This window comes from Photorhabdus heterorhabditis (assembly GCF_018448905.1).
Classification (GTDB): domain Bacteria; phylum Pseudomonadota; class Gammaproteobacteria; order Enterobacterales; family Enterobacteriaceae; genus Photorhabdus; species Photorhabdus heterorhabditis.
Genome location: NZ_RCWA01000031.1, coordinates 12533 through 32477 on the forward strand (window position 1 = coordinate 12533; position 19945 = coordinate 32477).

Below are 19945 nucleotides of genomic sequence, written 5' to 3' on the forward strand. Positions count from 1 at the left end.
ACCTTCTGTTAAGGGCAAATAAATTAACGGGATAAATCAGTGCAGCACAACACATTGCTGCTCAATGGAATATATCTGCATTCTGATCATTTCTGCGACAGGGTCCTCTGGACAGTGTTCCACAAAATAATTCAAATCAGAAACCGCAATATGAGTACAATCAAGTTCGGCATAAATCAGCCCTCTATCACGTATTTCATATGGATCATCCGGATCAAACATCAGAACAACTTCACTGGCTTTCAACGCCAATTCCATCTGCACTTCTTCCATTAATGCGACTTTTATTGTATCCAGCACTTTGCGTACAATGCTGATGTTATCGGCTTCCTGTAAATCATCCGCCGCTAATTTAGCAGTCTGGCTGATATTACCTTTAAGCCACACATCAAGCGTGTATTCACTCAAAGTTTCGCCATTGATTGGATTAATAAACCTCACAGGTTTATCCGGGCAATCAACACGCAGAATCAATTGTGTTGGAAAAACAACCGGCATACATGGTAGTCCTAAAGCCTGAGCAATATGGATAAGAATTATCCCTAAAACCACCGGAGACCCTTGACGAGAATGCAGTACTTTATCCAACCACAACATATCTGACAGGCAATAAACACCACTGGCACCGCCAAATTTCCAACTTCGATAAAAAAGCTTCAGCAATTTTTCCAGTTGTTCTTCTATAGTCATCTGTGGAGATATTTCCTGCCTGGCTTCATCAATCAATGCCTGAAGCTGCATCTCCACTGAAAGCTGAGGAAAGTCAGAACGAATGGCTCTCGATATTAACAAGATACCGCTACTTAAAGATGCGTTATTAAATTCATAATCAGCTATGGCTTTCATCACTTTTCCATTGGCCAAGTGTTATTCGTTCGTTACCGCCATAATCCTGAAAAGTAGCCACTTGCTGATAACCACTCTCAGAGAATAGGCTTCTTACAACGTCTCCCTGTTTCCAACCATGCTCCAGTAACAACCATCCATCAGGTAACAAAAAATTACGCGCTAGATCAATAATCGTATTCAGATCAGCGGTGCCCTGTTTTGCCGCAATTAATGCACTCTCTGGCTCAAACCGAACGTCCCCCTGAAACAAATGTGGATCTGCTTGATCTATGTAAGGTGGATTACTCACAATCATACCAAATTGTTGATTATTCAATGAAGAGAACCAACTGCTCTCCAGAAAATCCACATTTTGTATTTTCAGTTTTTCAGCATTGCCCTGTGCCAACATAACCGCATCAGGATTGATATCAACACCAGTAACCCGACAATCAGGGCGCTCACTGGCAATGGCTAACGCAATCGCCCCCGTTCCTGTGCCCAAATCCAGAATGTGACAAGATGTTAGTGGTAACCGTTCAAGCGCTTTTTCAACCAGACATTCAGTATCAGGACGCGGGATCAATGTGGCAGGAGAAACATTTAATGACAACGACCAGAATTCGCGCTCGCCGGTAATATAAGCAATGGGTTCACCTTTTGCCCGGCGAGCTAATAAAGTTTCAAGCTGGCTAAACTGCTCTGGAGAGATCTGAGTTTCCCCGAATGCCAGTATATAAGTCCGGGAATGGCGAGTGACGACCCCCAACAAAATCTCTGCATCCCGTTTAGGGCTGTCACTTGCTGATAACTGTATTGTGGCTTGTTTGAGCCAACCCTGATAATCCATCAATCCTGCTCTGACAAAGCTGATAATTGATCGGCCTGATACTCATTAACAATCGGTTGAATAAGCATATCCAATTTTCCTTCCATCACTTCATCAAGGCGATACAACGTTAGGTTAATGCGGTGATCCGTCACCCGTCCTTGTGGGAAATTATAAGTACGGTTGCGATCTGAACGGTCACCGGAACCCAGCAAATTACGGCGCTCAGAAGCTTCTGCCTCTTGACGTTTACGAACTTCAGCGGCGCGAATACGTGCCGCCAATACAGACATTGCTTTCGCTTTGTTTTTATGCTGTGAACGTTCATCCTGACATTCAACCACAATGCCAGTTGGAATATGCGTGATACGGATTGCTGAATCCGTAGTGTTTACATGCTGCCCACCCGCACCAGATGAACGGAACGTATCAATACGCAAATCACCTGGGCTGATTTCTGGCAACTCTGCTTCCGGGATCTCCGGCAAAATTGCAACGGTACAAGCAGAAGTGTGAATACGCCCTTGTGATTCGGTTTCTGGTACACGCTGAACACGATGGCCGCCAGATTCAAATTTCAGATGACCATAAACCTGTTCACCAGAAACTTTTGCAATAATTTCTTTGTAACCACCGTGCTCACCATCATTGGCGCTCATCACTTCTATTTTCCAACGGCGAGATTCCGCATAACGACTGTACATACGAAACAGATCCCCGGCGAAAATAGCCGCTTCATCACCACCGGTTCCAGCACGAACTTCAAGAAAACAGTTACGCTCATCATCAGGATCTTTCGGCAACAGCAGCAATTGCAGCTGCTGCTCCAGCTCCTCATTACGTACTCTGGCGTCCTTGATCTCTTCCTGTGCCATTTCCCGCATTTCAGGGTCATCAAGCATTATTTCAGCCGCTTTAAGATCATCCTGAACGGTACGCCAGGTCTTAAAACAATTAGTCACATCAGTCAGTTGAGCATATTCCCGTGACAAAGCACGGAAACGTTCCTGATCAGCAATCACACTGGCATCACCGAGATGAGCCAAAACTTCTTCGTGACGTTCTTGTAATGCTTCCAATTTAGCAACAATAGAAGGCTTCATTCGTGGTTTCAGACCCTATTCAGAGATATGGTTAATTCTGTTCCAGCCCAAGGCTGTCACGTAATAAATTAAGACGCTCCAAGTCACCATTACTGGCAGCCTGTTGGAGTGATTTGGTAGGGGCATGCATCAAGCGGTTCGTCAATTGATGGGTCAACTGATTTATTACCTGCTCGATATCAGCCCCCTGGTTGATAGCAGACAACGCCTTAGCGGTCATTTCAGCCCGCACCCGCTCTGCCTGATTACGATATTCACGGATTGAGTTTACCGCTCCTTGTGAACGCAACCAGTCCATAAAATAACCGCTTTCTTGCTGAACAATATATTCAGCCTGGATAGCCGCTGCTTTACGTTGTGCAAGATTCTGCTGAATAATTGCTTGTAAGTCGTCAACACTGTAGAGATAGACATTATTCAGTTTTTCCACATCAGGCTCTATATCACGGGGAACTGCAATGTCAATCAGCAACATCGGTTGATTACGGCGTAACTTTAATGCACGTTCAACCATGCCTTTCCCAATGATGGGCAAAGGGCTAGCGGTTGAACTGATAACAATATCAGCTTCAGCTAAACGTATATCAATTTCAGGCAAGGTAATCACTTCAGCCTGAACTTCATTAGCCAATATCTGCGCCTTCTCTTTCGTCCTGTTAGCGATCATCATATGATGCACCCGATGCTCTTTCAGGTGGCGGGCTGCCAGCTCAATGGTTTCACCCGCACCTACCAGCAAAATATTCAGCTCAGACAGTGATTCAAAAATCTGCCGAGCCAATGTACAAGCCGCAAAAGCAACTGAAACCGCATTTGAGCCAATCTCAGTTTCCGTTCTGACGCGCTTGGCAACAGAAAATGATTTCTGAAACAATCGCTCCAACTCACTTGATAAGGATTGGCTGTGCTGCGACTCCGCAAATGCTTTCTTCACTTGCCCAAGAATCTGAGGTTCCCCAAGTACCAATGAATCCAGCCCACTCGCCACTCTCATCAAGTGGCTAACGGCTTCATTATCGTGATGCCAGTAAACACTGGATCTCAAATCTCTGGGATTAAGCTGATGGTATTCACATAACCAGTTAATTAACTGTTCATACAGATTATCCTGTTGCTCTACACTGAGGTAAAGTTCTGTACGGTTGCAGGTTGACAGCACAACTCCCCCCCTCACCAGTGGTTGCTGGAGAAGGTTATCAAGTGCCTCCCCAATAGCATCAGGGGAAAAAGTCACCCGTTCACGTAGGGATACAGGTGCAGTCTTGTGGTTGATACCAAGTGCTAACAAAGTCATATGAACTGCATTGAGTTATCAGCTGAGAAACAATTCATCGTAAAAGCAAAAACGTTTTATTTGATGAAATCATCACCCTTAATAAGGACTCTTCTTAAGCTGTGCATTCTACTTGATACGCCAGACCAATAAAAGACAATCAGCAACGTCTGATATCATTATTCAGAATATTTTTTCGAAATTTAACTGGATTAATACTTTATTCTTCATTATTAAGTAATGTAAAAATTTTCATGCTGTTAAACAGAGATTATCGATGAAGCCAATGAAAAAATTATCACTCTTCTGCCTACTACCACTCCGCCTACTGCCACTCTCTTGTGTGCTACTCACCGCTTGTACATTAACAACACAGCCGGTAGGAACCGGGTCCGCTGATTCTCCTCAGTGGCAAGCACGCGCACAACAATTACAGCAATTGAATCAATATCAAACCCGTGGATCTTTTGCTTATCTGACCAATGAGAAAAAAGTTTATGCGCGTTTTTTCTGGCATCAATATAACCCAGAACGCTACCGTTTATTGCTGACTAATCCCCTGGGCAGTACTGAATTAGAACTAATCGTTCAACCCGGTATGACTCAGTTAACAGATAACCAAGGCAAAAAATATTTCAGTGATAATCCTGAAGAGATAATTTATCAACTCACCGATATGCATATTCCACTGGATAATCTGCGCCATTGGATAACCGGTCTGCCCGGTGAAGCAAAAGACTTTAAACTTGATTCTGGCTATTTATTGAAAACCGTCAGTTATCGACACAATGGCGAAACATGGTTAGTTAATTATCAATCCTACGATACCTCAACGATCCCCGCCCTTCCTAACCGTCTTGAGCTGACCCAAGGCGATCGCCGCATTAAACTAAAAATGGATAACTGGACCACAAAATAATGACATTAACCTGGCCTTCACCGGCAAAACTTAACCTATTTCTCTACATCACCGGTCGTCACGCCAATGGCTACCACCGATTACAAACGCTATTTCAGTTTCTTGATTATGGCGACGAAATTACAATTACCCCACGCCAAGATAATGAAATTCGGTTACTGACACCAATAGAGGGTGTGGAACACGATAACAACCTGATCATCCGCGCCGCACGTCTATTGCAATCCTACAGCCACCAACATGGCACTGGCATTGCTCATCAAGGCGCTGACATCAGTATCAGCAAACGTCTGCCAATGGGCGGTGGATTAGGTGGCGGCTCATCGAATGCCGCTACTGTGCTTATCGCACTGAATTATCACTGGCAAACGGGCTTCACAGACGAAACACTGGCAACCCTTGGCGTGAGTCTTGGTGCTGACGTCCCCGTCTTTATCAAAGGTCACGCGGCGTTTGCAGAAGGTATTGGTGAAATCCTGCAAATAGCAGAACCAGAAGAAAAATGGTATCTGGTTGCTCACCCTGGTATTGAAATCTCAACCCTGCGCATCTTCACAGATCCAGAATTAAAACGTGATACACCAATTCGCTCTCTGGCCGCATTATTAAAGGCTCCGTACGCAAATGATTGTGAACCTCTTGTAAGAAAACGTTTTCGTGAGGTTGAACAGCTTCTTTCATGGCTGCTAGAATACGCGCCGTCGCGCCTGACCGGAACCGGTGCATGTATATTCGGTGAGTTCGAATCAGAAGCATCGGCCCGTAAGGTGTTAAATAAAGCCCCTGAGTGGTTGCATGGTTTTGTTGCGCGTGGCGTAAACAATTCACCTTTGCACAATTTTCGCTCTGGGATACCCGTGTTATTGAACCAATGAATAAATATTGTTATTTAGTATTGGTCAACAATATCTCTCTGGACGCAAGCCTGAGGTTTTTCTCGTGCCCGATATGAAGCTTTTTGCTGGTAACGCTATCCCGGAACTAGCACAACGTGTTGCCAACCGCCTGTACACTAACCTTGGAGATGCTGCCGTCGGCCGTTTCAGCGACGGTGAAGTCAGTGTGCAAATTAACGAAAATGTGCGCGGTGGTGATATTTTCATCATCCAGTCCACTTGTGCACCGACTAACGACAACCTAATGGAATTAGTCGTTATGGTTGATGCACTGCGTCGCGCTTCCGCAGGACGTATTACCGCAGTAATCCCTTACTTCGGTTATGCCCGTCAGGACCGCCGTGTCCGTTCAGCGCGTGTGCCGATTACCGCCAAAGTGGTTGCAGACTTCCTGTCCAGTGTCGGCGTAGACCGTGTGCTAACAGTTGATCTGCATGCTGAACAGATTCAAGGTTTCTTTGATGTTCCGGTTGATAACGTATTTGGCAGCCCAATTCTGCTGGAAGATATGTTACAAAAAGAGCTGGAAAACCCTATCGTTGTTTCCCCGGATATTGGCGGGGTTGTCCGCGCGCGCGCTATCGCTAAGCTACTGAACGATACGGATATGGCTATCATTGATAAACGCCGCCCACGCGCTAACGTTTCTCAGGTGATGCACATTATTGGTGATGTCGCTGGCCGCGACTGCGTACTGGTCGATGACATGATCGATACCGGCGGTACCTTATGTAAAGCAGCCGAAGCACTGAAAGAGCGTGGAGCCAAACGTGTATTTGCTTACGCAACTCACCCAATTTTCTCCGGCAACGCGGTGGACAACATTAAAAACTCGGTGATTGATGAAGTGGTTGTCTGTGACACCATTCCACTGTCTGCTGAAATCAAGGCGTTGAATAAGGTTCGTACTCTGACGTTGTCAGGTATGTTAGCTGAAGCGATCCGCCGTATCAGCAATGAAGAGTCAATTTCTGCGATGTTTGAGCACTAATAAATAAGTTGCACTCATATATCGCTATTTAAGAAAAAACCCGTTGTACAAGAGCTTCAACGGGTTTTCTGCTGACTCTGGAATAGTAATACTTCTCCATTAGCACAAACTATACCCGTCATCTTTCAAGTTGCCTCTTTGTTGGCTGCACTCGCTCACCCCAGTCACCTAGTTATCTATGCTCCCGGGGATTCACTCCCTTGCCGTCGAGATGCGTCTTGAAATCCATAGGGTATATAACTAACTCTATTTTTGTTATGGATACCGATGACTACCACGACGATAACGCTCATCATAGTTTCTTAGCCACCAGTAACGATCTGCTACACCTTCCCGACCGCCAACACCGGCACCAGCCAGCCAAACAAGAGCACCAATAAAGACCCCCAATAGCGCGGCTTCAGATAAAAACTCAGGCCAGCCAAGGCTGAAAATGTGGGGCAGTAATGTATAAACCAGACTACTCACTATAGTGAACATACCGATGCCCATTAATACATTACCCACTATGAAGGCACTTTGACGTTTCATATGTTACCTCCAACACTCTTCGTAAATACACACTCTCCGTGAACACTAAGAACCAAAAACTCCAAAGTTAATGCTTACTAAAAGCCTATGCCAATAGGCGTAATTGAGGCAGTGACTATCTATGGCTATTACCCGTTATCTTTCAAGTCATTGCGATCCATCTTGAAATCCATTGGGTATAGATAGTATAGCCCTATTTGGTAAAAGGTCATTGCGGGTACGATCACAACTAAAGGAGATTTAATAGCCACCCCCTAATCATTATAAGAAATAACATGAAAAAATAATGAATTGAGTAACCTGAACTTCACTCAAAGTGACACTCAGGTTTTTAACTAAATATTGATGTATAACAATGATAGTTGTGAAATTCCATCCAAGTTATATATCCGTCATCTTTCAAGTTACCTCTTTGTTGGCTGCATTCACTTACCCCAGTCACATCGTTATCTATGCTCCTGGGGATGCGTTCACTTGCCGCCGCGCTGCAATTTGAAATCTATTGGGTATATATATCTTCAATCAGTGCTTCTTATCGAGATAATAAAAATCGTCTTATTTTCAAACTGTATGATAACGGCTAAAAATAGGGGGATTTCTCCAATTTTTCAATAAGTAATCATACAATCAGCATCCCCCCCAAATATCCAGAGCCTACTAGTGACTAACATAGCCCTGGGGTTAACGTTATCCACGTTTGATAATACATCAGTCCATCTATACAACTTATACCAACAGATGAAAATTTACTCATAGGAATATGATGATGAGGCGAACACTCTTGAGCATAAGTAGAATAAACACTAAAGCTAAAATATCCATTTTTATCGGTAGTCATATTTTTGTCTTCATCACTCACTGACAGATAAGATCCCGTAGATACTGCCATGGTTACATTAGGTTCACCTATACCATTCTTATATAAATATCCAGTTATAATACCGCTCGAAAATGAATACAACTCAGACGGAGATTTTGTGATCTTTAACTGATATGGATTATATGTGAAATCCACAGCTATACCCTTTATAATATTTCCCACTTGTGCTATTAGTATCAACCTGCCATCGCTATCAGATTGTATTGAAACCGTTATTTTACCATCTTTATCTGTTATACCCGACGATGGAAATACCTTTCCCCCAATATCTGCCTCAAAGGTTATTTCTTGGCCTTTAATTCCTTTACCAAACTGATCATACACAGTTGCAACTACGATATTCTCATCGGTACTATTAGCCCATACATTATTTTTTTCTCGGTCAAGATTAATACCTGTCACACATTGAGGGACAGCAGTAAACTCTATCTGGAGAGGAGAGGCTTTTATTTGAGTATCACCGTCCAAACAGGCATCTACATTTCCTTGACACGGAGTTGAACCAACAGAGATAATTTCAACTGATGCTTCACCCATTACTCCTGTATTTTTTGTAATTTTACGCTCATTATTTTCTTTAAATACCATAGATTCATTATCTAATGTTAAAATTATATTCATCCCATGCAATAAATAACCATCTTGAATTACGTTTATACCAACATATATAGGCTTATCCGCAATTTCTATTTTTTTACTTGATACCCAACTTAATGTTTTAGCATCTTTTGGTGCTTGTTCATCATTCATTTCATTCTCCTAATTTATCACTATTATGTATATATGTTATCATCGATTTAAAATTAAAAATAAAATGATTTCAACTTGATAATAACAATATTCCTTACACTAAATAGAAGGAAAATATTTAAAATTAATAGAAAATTGAATCGACTTATCAGTATCGGGTAAACTTATTATCACATTATTTTTTTCTGCTTTAGTATTAGTTATATGGAAAGTTGTACAACCATCCTGACTAATTGCAACCTGCAACTCTCTCTCGTTATCACCAAAACCTGAAATTATCGAGGAGCCATCAGTACGAACAAGTAATCTGTTGCCAGAATAGATAGTACGGTCCACAATCACATAACCACTACAAACACTCACGCCATCAGCAGGTACTTCAGAGGTAAATGCATAAGCTTTGATAATATCTACTCCATCCCTCCACTCACTAAATATTGCCTGACCTACACCTGGTGTTATAGCCCCATCCTCCGCAGAAACAGTACAGCGAAAACTACCCGTTGTCTCAGATTGCAAATGGAAATAAGCCAGCCCGAAACTATTGGGAGCAAACTGATATTTTGTACCATCCCCTTCAATAATATTGCCCGACTCAACACTAGCCGATAACCTTTTTCCTGGTGGCCCATAAACCGCCACCAAATTTTTCGATTTTATTCTGGGATATTCATTAGATACTATCGGCGCACCTTCACTAATTGATATTATGACAGATGACATATCCATTAGTGACAATATCACTGAACCTGGAGCAGAAATAGCATTACCAACCTCATAATACCCGGTTCCCACTCCCTCTTGACCCAAACAAAGTACATTTTCCACCGGCACCACTAAAGAAACATAACCCTGCTTAACATCCTCATCACTGACTGTTATTGGTTGTGCATCCCAAGCAGCCCTCACAATCGGATCATAGTTAAAATTATGTCCTTGCCAGTGGAATATAACGCTATCGCCTTTCTGCATCTGCCTATAACTGATATGCACATTTAACCCATGATGTTGTACAAGAGATGAATAGTGAATAACGCCAGATGTTGCATCTGGATAAACTGATGGTAATAATTTTATCGATGGCGAATTAATAATTTTAATAACAGCCGGCTTAGAGAAATTTTCATTCTCGAAATCATCCGCTGATGTATAAGTCACATTATAGCAACCATCTGGTATTTCAGAGAACGGCATAATTACAGTAAAAAAATCAAGATTAATATTCTGAACATAATAGGGGCGAGAAAAAATTCCCCCAACACTGACCACGATCACATCCCAGGTTTCTATATCCTCATAATAAGGTACTTTGATAATTAAATCTTGGTTCTGTTGAACAGAAACATCAATCAAGCCATCATTATCTGCTTGCGGCAATTTTGGCGACGATAAAGGAATAAGTGTATTGTCGTGATTGGTAATCATATTTCACCTCCCATTGGAATCGGTCTAAACGATAAAACAAAATTGACTGTATCCCCTGAATCTGAATCAGGTGCTGTTAGCCAAACATTAACTTTACCTACTGTATTGCTAGTCACATTCACTGTCGCACTGCCATCCTCCTTTAATGGAATATCTGCCCAGTCTTTATTATAACCCTCAATGACTGCATTATTATTCACTCTTATACGGATTTGATTAATATCATCATTATTTTCGCGATCAATAAAAAGATATATCGAGCAAGGCGTCCTCCCATCTGCCGGAGCACCTGTGGTATAATTATAGGCGGTAAATACTATAGCTTCATCAGACTGACGATAATTACCAAAAATAAGCGGGAAAGATATTACCTTATTCATATCCTCTTGTGGGGAAATCATCACAAAAGCCGAAAACTCTTCGCTATTTTCAATATTTTTATGTTCAAACGGAGAACGAACATAAAAATGTCCTGCTCCAGTCTCATCTAACGTCAATGTGATCTGATCCACATCAATATTATCATCTACAATAGAAGCACCGATAGATGTCGTAGCATAGAATTTATATCCAGGTAGACCATATAGAGTCACAATATTTTTGGGATTAAGATTAGGGTAACCGGTTAAATCACTTATCGCCGCGTTTTCTGTGATAATCACACTTGAGATGCCGTTATTCATATTGTCACCATTAACTCCATGATTTATTAATTGAAAATAAAATAATAACGTTTAAGAAAATATTGTAGTTACGCAATAAATAAATCGCCAGTTCACAAACAAAGAATATGGCTAGAAGAATGGAAAACGCTCACACATTTCCCATAAACAAATAAAAGCTCAATCAGTTAAATTTATTGTCCAGGTGGAACCGTGTCAATACGTCCAAACCAAATCTTGGAACTCTTTATATTTACGCTATAAGTGACATAAACTAATCCCGGTCCATCACGATATGAGTCTACACCTGTAAAAGGTGCCTGACCTAATAGAATAATAGCCTCTCCTGCCGCCACTTCATCGGCAGTTACCGTATGAGGTTCAAGAGAATAAATTTTTGAAGATGGACTATGATTGACAACACCATTAACGTAAATGCGTACATTAATAACACTATCCACATCTATTCCATTGTTTTTACCCACAGCAATATGCGCATCTAGCCCTCCACCTAAAATTTTTGCACGATTGATCTTACCTCGCTGTTTAAGTTCACTCTGATCTTTATGAGTGAAAATTCTAGGTGCCGCTAATGTACGCCTAATCTCTGGTGGTTGATTTGGTACTGACCTCGTTAAATAAAAATAGAGGGAAGATGATATAGCTACGTTTCCCATTGTATCAGCCACATAATAGTATAATTCATTATCGCCAATATTTGGAATACTGGCATATGGAGCTGAAATAAATGGTATATCTAACTGATTCAGATCAGTAATGACAGTAGATGTACTTTGTATTTCATCATTATCGTCCCTGATCATTAAGAAGATTCTATCTTTCGGTTTAGCACCTTCATAAAATGGGATACTCACATGAAAACCCGTGCTACTATTTTCTACTGATGGTATTAATCTATCGCCATCTAACTCTTTAATATCTGGCGTTGCCAGCGTTGGAGCAATATCCTCTGTAATAAACAGAATATTTGACGAAGATTTCCTTGAAAAACCCTGCAACTCTGTAAACATATTAACTGTATAGTTACCTCCCTCTCCCTTACTAGGAAAAACTCTTAAGGCAGCAAAACCTTTACTATCCGTATTAATATAGTATTTACTATTACTGAGTTCTTGAATAAAAGGAAATATTTCTTCCGTAAGTTTCCTTCCCTCATAACCAAAAATACGTACCATCCTATCAGTTACCAAGGGAATTTGAAAATAAGGCAACGGATCATCTGTTTTATTCAGCGCATAGATATTAACAACGAGGCTGCCGTTAAACTCAGAAGGTTGCTCATCATCCGCTACCGGAGATAAGTCTTTTACCAACGAATCGCCAATAATCATAGGTTCAAACGCTGCATGTGAAAAACCATTTTTATCAATAGGATGAAATGCTATCTCTAATTTAGCATCAAGGTCCGTAGTCTTATCCATTGAAAATATTATGGTAAAATCACCGGCACCAGAATGAGCAGTAACAACAAACTTTGCAGTGCAGATATTATTCTTGACATCCCTTGCAATACGAGAGATTTCATCAAAACTGACATCTTGCTGGTCACTGTACACTATATCAGTCGTTTCTGTTACTTTATGAATCTCATCACCTGAATAAGTCACAGTAATAACAACTGGGCACTCTTCTAAAACCGTTATTCCTGAAACAATATCTGCTGTAAGTATCGACATATTAAACCTCATATTAAAGTTAAACACCAAATAATATAGCTCGGCAATAAAGAAATATTTAGTTCACAAAACAAGCAACATGTCCGGAAAAATGGAAAACGCCTACGCATTTTCCATAAACAGGTAAAAGCTCAATCAGTTAAATTTATTGCCCAGATGGAACAGTATTAATATGTCCAAACCAAATCTTAGACTCTTTTTTGTCTACGCTATAAGTGATATAAACCGAGCCTGGCGTACCATCACGATATGAATCTACACGAGTAAAAGGCGCCTGACCAAGCGGAATAATAGCCTCCCCAGCAGCCACTTCATCGGCAGTTACCGTATGAGGATCAAGAGAATAAAGTCGTGAGGACGGGTTATCATTTACAATACCATTAACGTAAATACGTACATTAATAACACTATCCACATCTATTCCATTGTTTTGACCCACAGCAATATGGGCATTCAACCCTCCTCCTAAAATATTTTCAAGATTGATCCTACCTGACTGTTTAAATTCCAACTGCTGTTTATGAGCAAAGATTCTGGGTACTGCTAATGTCCGCTTAACTTCTGGTGGTTCATTCGGTACTGACCCTGTTAAATTAAAATAGAGGGCAGAAGACATAGCTATATTTCCCACTACATCAGCCACATAATAACATAATTCATTGTCGCCAATATTTGGAACGCTGGCATATGGAACTAAAATAAATGGATTATCCAGCTGATTCAGATCAGTAATTACAGCAGACGCACTTAGCGTTTCGTCATTATCTTCTCTAATTACTAAAAAAATCCTATCTCTCGGTTTAGCACCTTTATAAAATGGGATACTCACATGAAACCCCGTGCTACTATTTCCTACTGATGGAGTTAATCTATTATTTCCATCCAGCTCTTCAATATCTGGCGCAGGAAGCGCTGGAGCAGTGTCTTCTATAATAAACAGAATATTTGATGAAGCGTTCTTTAAAAAACCCGGCAATTCTATGAACATATCAACGGTATAATTACCACTCTTCTCCTTACGAGGGAAAACCCTTAAAGCAACAAAACCTTTATCATCTGTATTAATATAGTATTTATTATTATTGTAATGTAGAGCAAGAGGCAATATTTCTTCCGTAATATTTTCTCCATCATACCCAAAAACCCGCACTAAATTATCAATTACCAGAGGGATTTGAAAATAGGGTAACGGCTCATTTGTTTTACTCAACGCATAGATATTAATAAGCAGGCTACCATTCAATTCAGAAGGTCGTTCATCATCAGCTGCCGGAGATAAATCTTTTACCAACGAATCACCAATAATGATAGGTTCAAACGCTGCATGTGAAAAACCATTTTTATCAATAGAATGAAATGCAATCTCCAATTCAGCATCAGGGTCCGTAGCCTTATCCATTGAAAATACTATGGTGAAATCACCAACGTCAGAACCAGCAGTAACAACAAATTTTGCAGTACAGGTATTATTCTCGACATCTCTTGAAATACGAGGGGTCTTATCAAAACGGGTATTTTCTGGGTGACTGTACATTATGTCAGTCGTTTCCGTTACTTTATGTGTATCATCACCTGAATAAGTCACAGTGATAACAACTGGGCACGCTTCTAAAACCGTTATTCCTGAAACGATATCTGTTGTAAGTGTCGACATATGAAACCTCATATTAAAGTTAAACGCCTATACCCGTTATCTTTCAAGTTGCTTCTTTGTTAGCTGCTCTCGCTCACCCCGGTCACATAGTTTGCTATGCTCCCGGGGATTCACTCCCTTGCCGCCGCGATGCATCTTAAAATCCATAGGGTATATAAGTAACAAACACTTAATTTTCTGTCAAAATAATGCGTTTACACAACGATGCTTACTATTTATTACCCTATTATCTCCTTCCTGTTTGTCACACAAACAAATATTTACTTTAGCTATTAATGTAATAGCAATAAACCCACTATTCATAACATAAGCTTTATATCCAAATATATCCTATATGGTCACAATATATCTGGGGCTAAAACTACGATAATTGTTACATCACTTTTCGCCATATTGACCATTATTCATACTGCCACCATTAACTCCGTGATTCATTGGTTGAAAGTAAAATGACAACGCTTAATAAAATATTATAGCTTGGTAATGAAGAATCGCCAGTTCATCAATAAGAAATATGTTCAGAAAAGTGGAAAATGCGTGAGCATTTTCCAACAAACAGATAAAAGCTCAATCAGTTAAATTTATTACCTAGGTGGAACAGTATCAATATGTCCAAACCAAATCTTAGATTCGTTTTTGCCTACGCTGTAAGTGATATAAACCAAGCCTGGCGTACCATCATCATATGAATCTATATTAGTAAAAAACGCCTGACCAAGTGGAATAATAGTCTCTCCTGCCGCCACTTCGTCGGCAGTTACCGTATGAGGATCAATAGAATAAATTTTCGAAGATGGATTATCATTGATAATACCATTAACGTAAATACGTACATTAATGACATTATTTACCTCTATTCCACTGTTTTTACCCACAGCAATATGGGCATCCAACCCTCCACCTAAAATATACTTAAAACTAATCTTACCTGGCCAACTAAATTCCTTCTGTCGTTTATGATTAAAGATTCTAGGTCTCGCTAATATACGCTTAATCTCTGGTGGTATATTTGGTGTTGATCTCGTTAAATTAAAATAGAGGGCAGATGACATAGTTATGTTTCCTATTACATCAGCTACGTAATAGTATAACCCATTATTGCCAATATTTGGAATACTGGCATATGGAACTAAAATAGATGGGATATCCAACTGACTCAGATCAGTAATGACAGTGGACGCACTTGGCGTTTCATCATTATCTTCTCTGATCATTAAGAAAATTCTATCTCTTGGTTTAACACCTTCATAGAACGGGATACTCACATGAAAACCTGTATTGCTATATCCTGTTGATGGCGTTAATCTATCACCGTCCAGCTCTTCTATATCTGGCATCACCAGCGCTGGAGCAATGTCTTCTGTAATAAACAGAATATTTGATGAAGATTTCCTTGAAAAACCCTGCAATTCAGTGAACATATTAACTGCATAGTTCCCCTCTTCCTCCTGACTGGGAAAAATCTTTAAGGCAACAAAACCTTTATCATCTGTATTAATATAGTATTTATTATTATTCAGTTCTTGAATAAAAGGAAATATTTCTTCCGTAATTTTTTCCCTATCATACCTAAAAATACGTACTAATTTATCCGTTACCAGGGGAATTTGAAAATAGGGTAATGGATCATTTGTTTTACTCAGAGCATATAGATTAACGAGGAGGTTACTATTAAAATCAGAAGGCTCCTCATTATCTGCTGCCGGAGATAAATCTTTTATCAGCGAATCACCAATAATGATAGGTTCAAATGCTGCATGTGAAAAACCATTTTTATCAATAGAATGAAATGCAATTTCTAATTTAGCATCGGGGTCCGTAGCCTTATCCACTGAAAATTCTATGGTAAAATCACCAGCGCCAGAAGCAGCAGTAACAACAAATTTCGCAGTGCAGGTATTTTTCTCAACATCTCTTGGAATACGAGGAATTTTATCAAAATAGGTATTTTTGGGGGTACTGTGCACTATGCCAGTCGTTTCCGTTACTTTATGAGTATCATCACCTGAATAAGTCACTGTGATAACAACTGGGCACGCTTCTAAAACCGTTATTCCTGAAACTATATCTGCGGTAAGTGTCGACATATTAAACCTCATATTAAAGTTAAACACCAATCAGTAACAAACACTTAATTTTCTATCAAAATAATGCGTTTATACAACGATGCTTACTCTCTATTACCTCCTTCCTGTTTGTCACACAAATAAATTATTCACTTTAGCCATTACTGTAATAGCAATATATTCTTTATCCAAAAGATATCGTAAAATAGGATACGGTGCTTCCTCCTCACATTCAAAAAACTAAGTCGGAAACTATCAGCATATGAGTCCATATATGAAAAAAGCGACTGACCAAGCTGAATAACACTTATTATAACCTCCGTATCTTCCTTAGATTCATGTATGAGGATCAATAGTAATAAATACTTAAATCTAACTCCTCTCCCATAATACCATCAGCGTAAACACTTACATCAATAACATCATCTACATTGATTTCAACTTCCAGCCCTACAACATAAGCATCCAAGTCCCTTCCTTGAATAATCAAATAATTGATTTTCCCTCACTGTTCAAGTTCTAAATAATCTTGATGAGTAAAAATTCCAGCTACAGCTAATGTACGAGAAACCTCTGTGATCGTTCATTAGGGACTGGATCGATTCAAATAACGAGAAGATAACATGGCTACATTTTCACTATAAGTAGCAGTAATGACAACTGAACACTCTTCTAAAATCGTCATTCCTGAAATTATATCTGCTGTAAGTGCTAACATATTAAACTTCATATTAGAATTAAACACCAATCAGTAACAAACACCTAATTTTCTATCAAAATAGTGCGCTTCAACAATAATGCTCACTACCTATTATTTCCTTCCTACTCTTCACATAAAACTATATAAGCCACTGCATTTAGATCGTTATTATCCAGCAAATGAGCCTGAATTTCCTCTTGTCCTGCTACATACAACCCTCCCATTGTTATTTTGTTATTAACTAGCCCTGTAGTTGGATTACCTAACAAACCTTTTTTCAGAAGATTTAAATTCAAATCATTAACCAGATAATCAATTGAGCTACCAAGATCACTCTCCTTTATCCTATTTCCTCTTGTACAACGAGGTAAAGGTTTACTCTTGTCAATACGACCCTCCGAGTAAGCGTAACCAATCCCCGGCCCTGTCGAGCTAGAACTATCAATAATTACAAAGTGGTTAATTTTCACATCGGGAATAACATATTTTAAATACCGACCCGATTCTGGGTGTGTAAATGTCGCAGTTAATGTAACCGTTCCTGCTTTTTTAACTTGAAAATAATGTCTATCCACATCAACTACGTTCCTATTACTTGAGTCATATACTCCAGTATAATCAGCTATAGTTGATTCTCCAGGCAAATACTCGGGTTCAAACCTCATTTTTGGCCAAGCAAAATTCATTCTTTCTTTTGGAACCGAACGCCCGGGTCCTTTTCCATCTTTAGGGTGATAATCCACTATAAAGAAGTTAGCAACATCCTGCTCATTAGCCTTAATTTCCACTGTTTTATTCTTAGAACCAACAGATGAATCATTCACTTTAGCCGTTACCATAACAGCAACAAACCCGCCACTTTTACTATATACCTGATATTGCGCTTTCCCATCAGCATCTGTTTTACCATCACCCACTACCTGAGTAACCAAGTTTTTATCAATAATGGTAACCCCCTCACTATTTGTTGCACTCCAAGCCACCGCAACACCACTTTTAGCCTGCCCGGAAAAATCTTTTACTGTGGCAGTGAAGGTGTAAGTATGTTCCGCGCCTTCTCCTTCTGTTACGTGATCTGGACTAACAGTAAGAGAAGCAAGCTCATCAGGGCTGATAAAACTGACTTTTTTATCCGCATTCATTGGCGTCTGCTGGTTAGCCGTTTTTGCAGACACTTGTACATCAATCGCTACCACTGTACTGCTTAAGGTCACCGTTAGTTGACCCTGCGCGTTACTCACCGAATTGCTCTGTTTCGTCAGTTTTAACCCGTCAACTTTTGGGTCTGTCTGCCAGTCAATATTGATCGGTTGACCCACCACCAGATTGCCATGCCCATCTTTCACCGTCGCCGTGAAGGTATAACTGTCCGTGCCGTTGTTGTAGCGCTTCCCGTCTTTATCCACATCCACCATCACGTCGGCGACATAATAGCTGCTGCTCAACTCCTCAAAGCTGACCTTTCGATCAGTCTCGACCCACGACGAGTTACCCGCCGTTTTCGCCGATACCTGCACATCAGATACCACCGCCGTGCTGGTTAAGGTCGCGGTGACCTGCCCCTGCGCGTTACTCACCAAATTGCCCTGTTTTGTCAGTTTTAACCCGTCAACTTTTGGGTCTGTCTGCCAGTCAATCTCGATCGGTTTATCCACCACCAGATTGCCATGCCCATCTTTCACCGTCGCCGTGAAGGTATAACTGTCGATACCGTTGTTGTAGCGCTTCCCGTCTTTATCCACATCCACCGCCACGCTGGCGACATAATAGCTGCTGCTCAGCTCTGTAAAGCTGACTTTTCTATCCGCATTCACCGCCGCCGTTTGCTGGCTGGCCGTTTTCGCCGACACCTGCACATCCGTCACCGCCGCCGTGCTGGTTAAGGTTGCGGTAACCTGCCCCTGCGCGTTACTCACCGAATTGCCCTGTTTCGTCAGTTTTAATCCGTCAACCGCTGGGTCTGTCTGCCAGTCAATATCGATCGACTGACCCACCACCAGATTGCCATGCCCATCTTTCACCGTCGCCGTGAAGGTATAACTGTCGATACCGTTGTTATAGTGCTTCCCGTCTTTATCCACATCCACCGTCACGCTGGCGACATAATAGCTGTCGCTCAGCGCCTCAAAACTGACTTTCCTATCCGCTTTCACCGCCGCCGTTTGCTGGCTGGCCGTTTTCGCCGACACCTGTACATCCGATACCACCGCCGTGCTGGTTAAGGTCGCGGTCACCTGTCCCTGCGCGTTACTCACCGAATGGCTTTGTTGAGTCAGTTTTAACCCGGCCTCCGCTGGGTCTGTCTGCCAGTCAATCTCGATCGGTTTATCCACCACCAGATTGCCATGCCCATCTTTCACCGTCGCCGTGAAGATATAACTGTCCGTGCCGTTGTTGTAGCGCTTCCCGTCTTTATCCACATCCACCGTCACGTCGGTGACTCGATAACTGCCGCTCAGCGCCTCAAAGCTGACTTTCCTATCCGCATTCACCGCCGCCGTTTGCTGGCTGGCCGTTTTCGCCGATACCTGTACATCCGTCACCGCCGCCGTGCTGGTTAAGGTCGCGGTGACCTGCCCCTGCGCATTACTCACCGAATTGCTCTGTTTCGTCAGTTTTAACCCGGCCACCGTTGAGTCTGTCTGCCAGTCAATCTCGATCGGTTTATCCACCACCAGATTGCCATGCCCATCTTTCACCGTCGCCGTGAAGGTATAACTGTCCGTGCCGTTGTTGTAGCG

General features: G+C 41.2%; 16 protein-coding genes (1 of these 16 only partly in view). 3 read left to right on the forward strand and 13 right to left on the reverse strand.

Features of this window, described 5'->3' with window-relative positions; translation table 11 throughout:
- Positions 1 to 36 precede the first annotated feature (36 nt).
- The 4 genes from sirB1 to hemA are packed head-to-tail and all read right to left on the reverse strand — an operon-like array spanning position 37 to position 4054.
- A complete protein-coding gene (gene sirB1, locus EAE89_RS17055; protein WP_214086283.1) occupies positions 37 to 846 on the reverse strand; it encodes an invasion regulator SirB1 in 810 nt (269 codons plus the stop codon).
- Positions 830 to 1678, reverse strand: a complete 849-nt coding sequence (gene prmC, locus EAE89_RS17060) for a peptide chain release factor N(5)-glutamine methyltransferase (protein ID WP_214086284.1) — start codon at positions 1676 to 1678, stop codon at positions 830 to 832. The genes sirB1 and prmC overlap by 17 nt, the downstream gene beginning before the upstream one ends.
- A complete protein-coding gene (gene prfA, locus EAE89_RS17065; protein WP_214086285.1) occupies positions 1678 to 2760 on the reverse strand; it encodes a peptide chain release factor 1 in 1083 nt (360 codons plus the stop codon). The genes prmC and prfA overlap by 1 nt, the downstream gene beginning before the upstream one ends.
- Positions 2761 to 2791: 31 nt before the next feature.
- Entirely contained in the window at positions 2792 to 4054 is a 1263-nt protein-coding gene (gene hemA, locus EAE89_RS17070) for a glutamyl-tRNA reductase (protein WP_054480558.1), read from the reverse strand.
- 256 nt (positions 4055 to 4310) lie between these two features.
- Between hemA and lolB the strand changes: the two genes are divergently transcribed.
- The 3 genes from lolB to prs all read left to right on the forward strand — a co-directional run bounded on the left by lolB (position 4311) and on the right by prs (position 6839).
- A complete protein-coding gene (lolB, locus tag EAE89_RS17075) occupies positions 4311 to 4952 on the forward strand; it encodes a lipoprotein insertase outer membrane protein LolB (protein WP_054480557.1) in 642 nt (213 codons plus the stop codon).
- Positions 4952 to 5827 (forward strand): 4-(cytidine 5'-diphospho)-2-C-methyl-D-erythritol kinase, encoded by an 876-nt coding sequence (ispE, locus tag EAE89_RS17080; protein ID WP_054480556.1) that lies wholly within the window; start codon positions 4952 to 4954, stop codon positions 5825 to 5827. Before lolB ends, ispE begins: the two co-directional genes overlap by 1 nt.
- 64 nt (positions 5828 to 5891) lie before the next feature.
- Positions 5892 to 6839, forward strand: coding sequence for a ribose-phosphate diphosphokinase (gene prs / locus EAE89_RS17085; RefSeq protein ID WP_015834664.1), 948 nt, complete (start codon positions 5892 to 5894; stop codon positions 6837 to 6839).
- A 255-nt stretch (positions 6840 to 7094) separates the two neighbouring features.
- On the opposite strand, the gene ychH is transcribed toward prs, so the two are convergent.
- From ychH to EAE89_RS17130, 9 genes are all read right to left on the reverse strand, one after another.
- Entirely contained in the window at positions 7095 to 7370 is a 276-nt protein-coding gene (ychH, locus tag EAE89_RS17090) for a stress-induced protein YchH (RefSeq protein WP_054480555.1), read from the reverse strand.
- Positions 7371 to 8034: 664 nt separating this feature from the next.
- Positions 8035 to 9000: an Ig-like domain-containing protein gene (locus EAE89_RS17095; RefSeq protein WP_214086286.1), complete on the reverse strand. Its 966-nt coding sequence runs from the start codon at positions 8998 to 9000 to the stop codon at positions 8035 to 8037.
- A 99-nt stretch (positions 9001 to 9099) separates the two neighbouring features.
- Complete coding sequence (locus EAE89_RS17100; RefSeq protein WP_214086287.1) at positions 9100 to 10425, reverse strand: hypothetical protein; 1326 nt, start codon at positions 10423 to 10425, stop codon at positions 9100 to 9102.
- The gene (locus EAE89_RS17105) at positions 10422 to 11108 is read right to left on the reverse strand and encodes a hypothetical protein (RefSeq protein ID WP_214086288.1); all 687 of its coding nucleotides are present in this window, start codon (positions 11106 to 11108) and stop codon (positions 10422 to 10424) included. The genes EAE89_RS17100 and EAE89_RS17105 overlap by 4 nt, the downstream gene beginning before the upstream one ends.
- Before the next feature lie 173 nt (positions 11109 to 11281).
- Entirely contained in the window at positions 11282 to 12784 is a 1503-nt protein-coding gene (locus EAE89_RS17110; protein ID WP_214086289.1) for a hypothetical protein, read from the reverse strand.
- 145 nt (positions 12785 to 12929) lie between these two features.
- Positions 12930 to 14438 carry a hypothetical protein gene (locus tag EAE89_RS17115; protein ID WP_214086290.1) on the reverse strand — a complete coding sequence of 503 codons (1509 nt, stop codon included), beginning with the start codon at positions 14436 to 14438 and terminating at the stop codon, positions 12930 to 12932.
- A gap of 584 nt (positions 14439 to 15022) precedes the next feature.
- Positions 15023 to 16525, reverse strand: coding sequence for a hypothetical protein (locus EAE89_RS17120; RefSeq protein WP_214086291.1), 1503 nt, complete (start codon positions 16523 to 16525; stop codon positions 15023 to 15025).
- A gap of 801 nt (positions 16526 to 17326) precedes the next feature.
- Positions 17327 to 19903: an Ig-like domain-containing protein gene (locus EAE89_RS17125; protein WP_214086292.1), complete on the reverse strand. Its 2577-nt coding sequence runs from the start codon at positions 19901 to 19903 to the stop codon at positions 17327 to 17329.
- Positions 19900 to 19945 carry the end of an inverse autotransporter beta domain-containing protein gene (locus tag EAE89_RS17130; protein WP_425312811.1) on the reverse strand. 3398 nt of this gene lie beyond the right edge of the window, so the window shows 46 of its 3444 coding nt (coding positions 3399-3444); its start codon lies beyond the right edge, outside the window — the gene reads right to left on this strand; its stop codon occupies positions 19900 to 19902. The genes EAE89_RS17125 and EAE89_RS17130 overlap by 4 nt, the downstream gene beginning before the upstream one ends.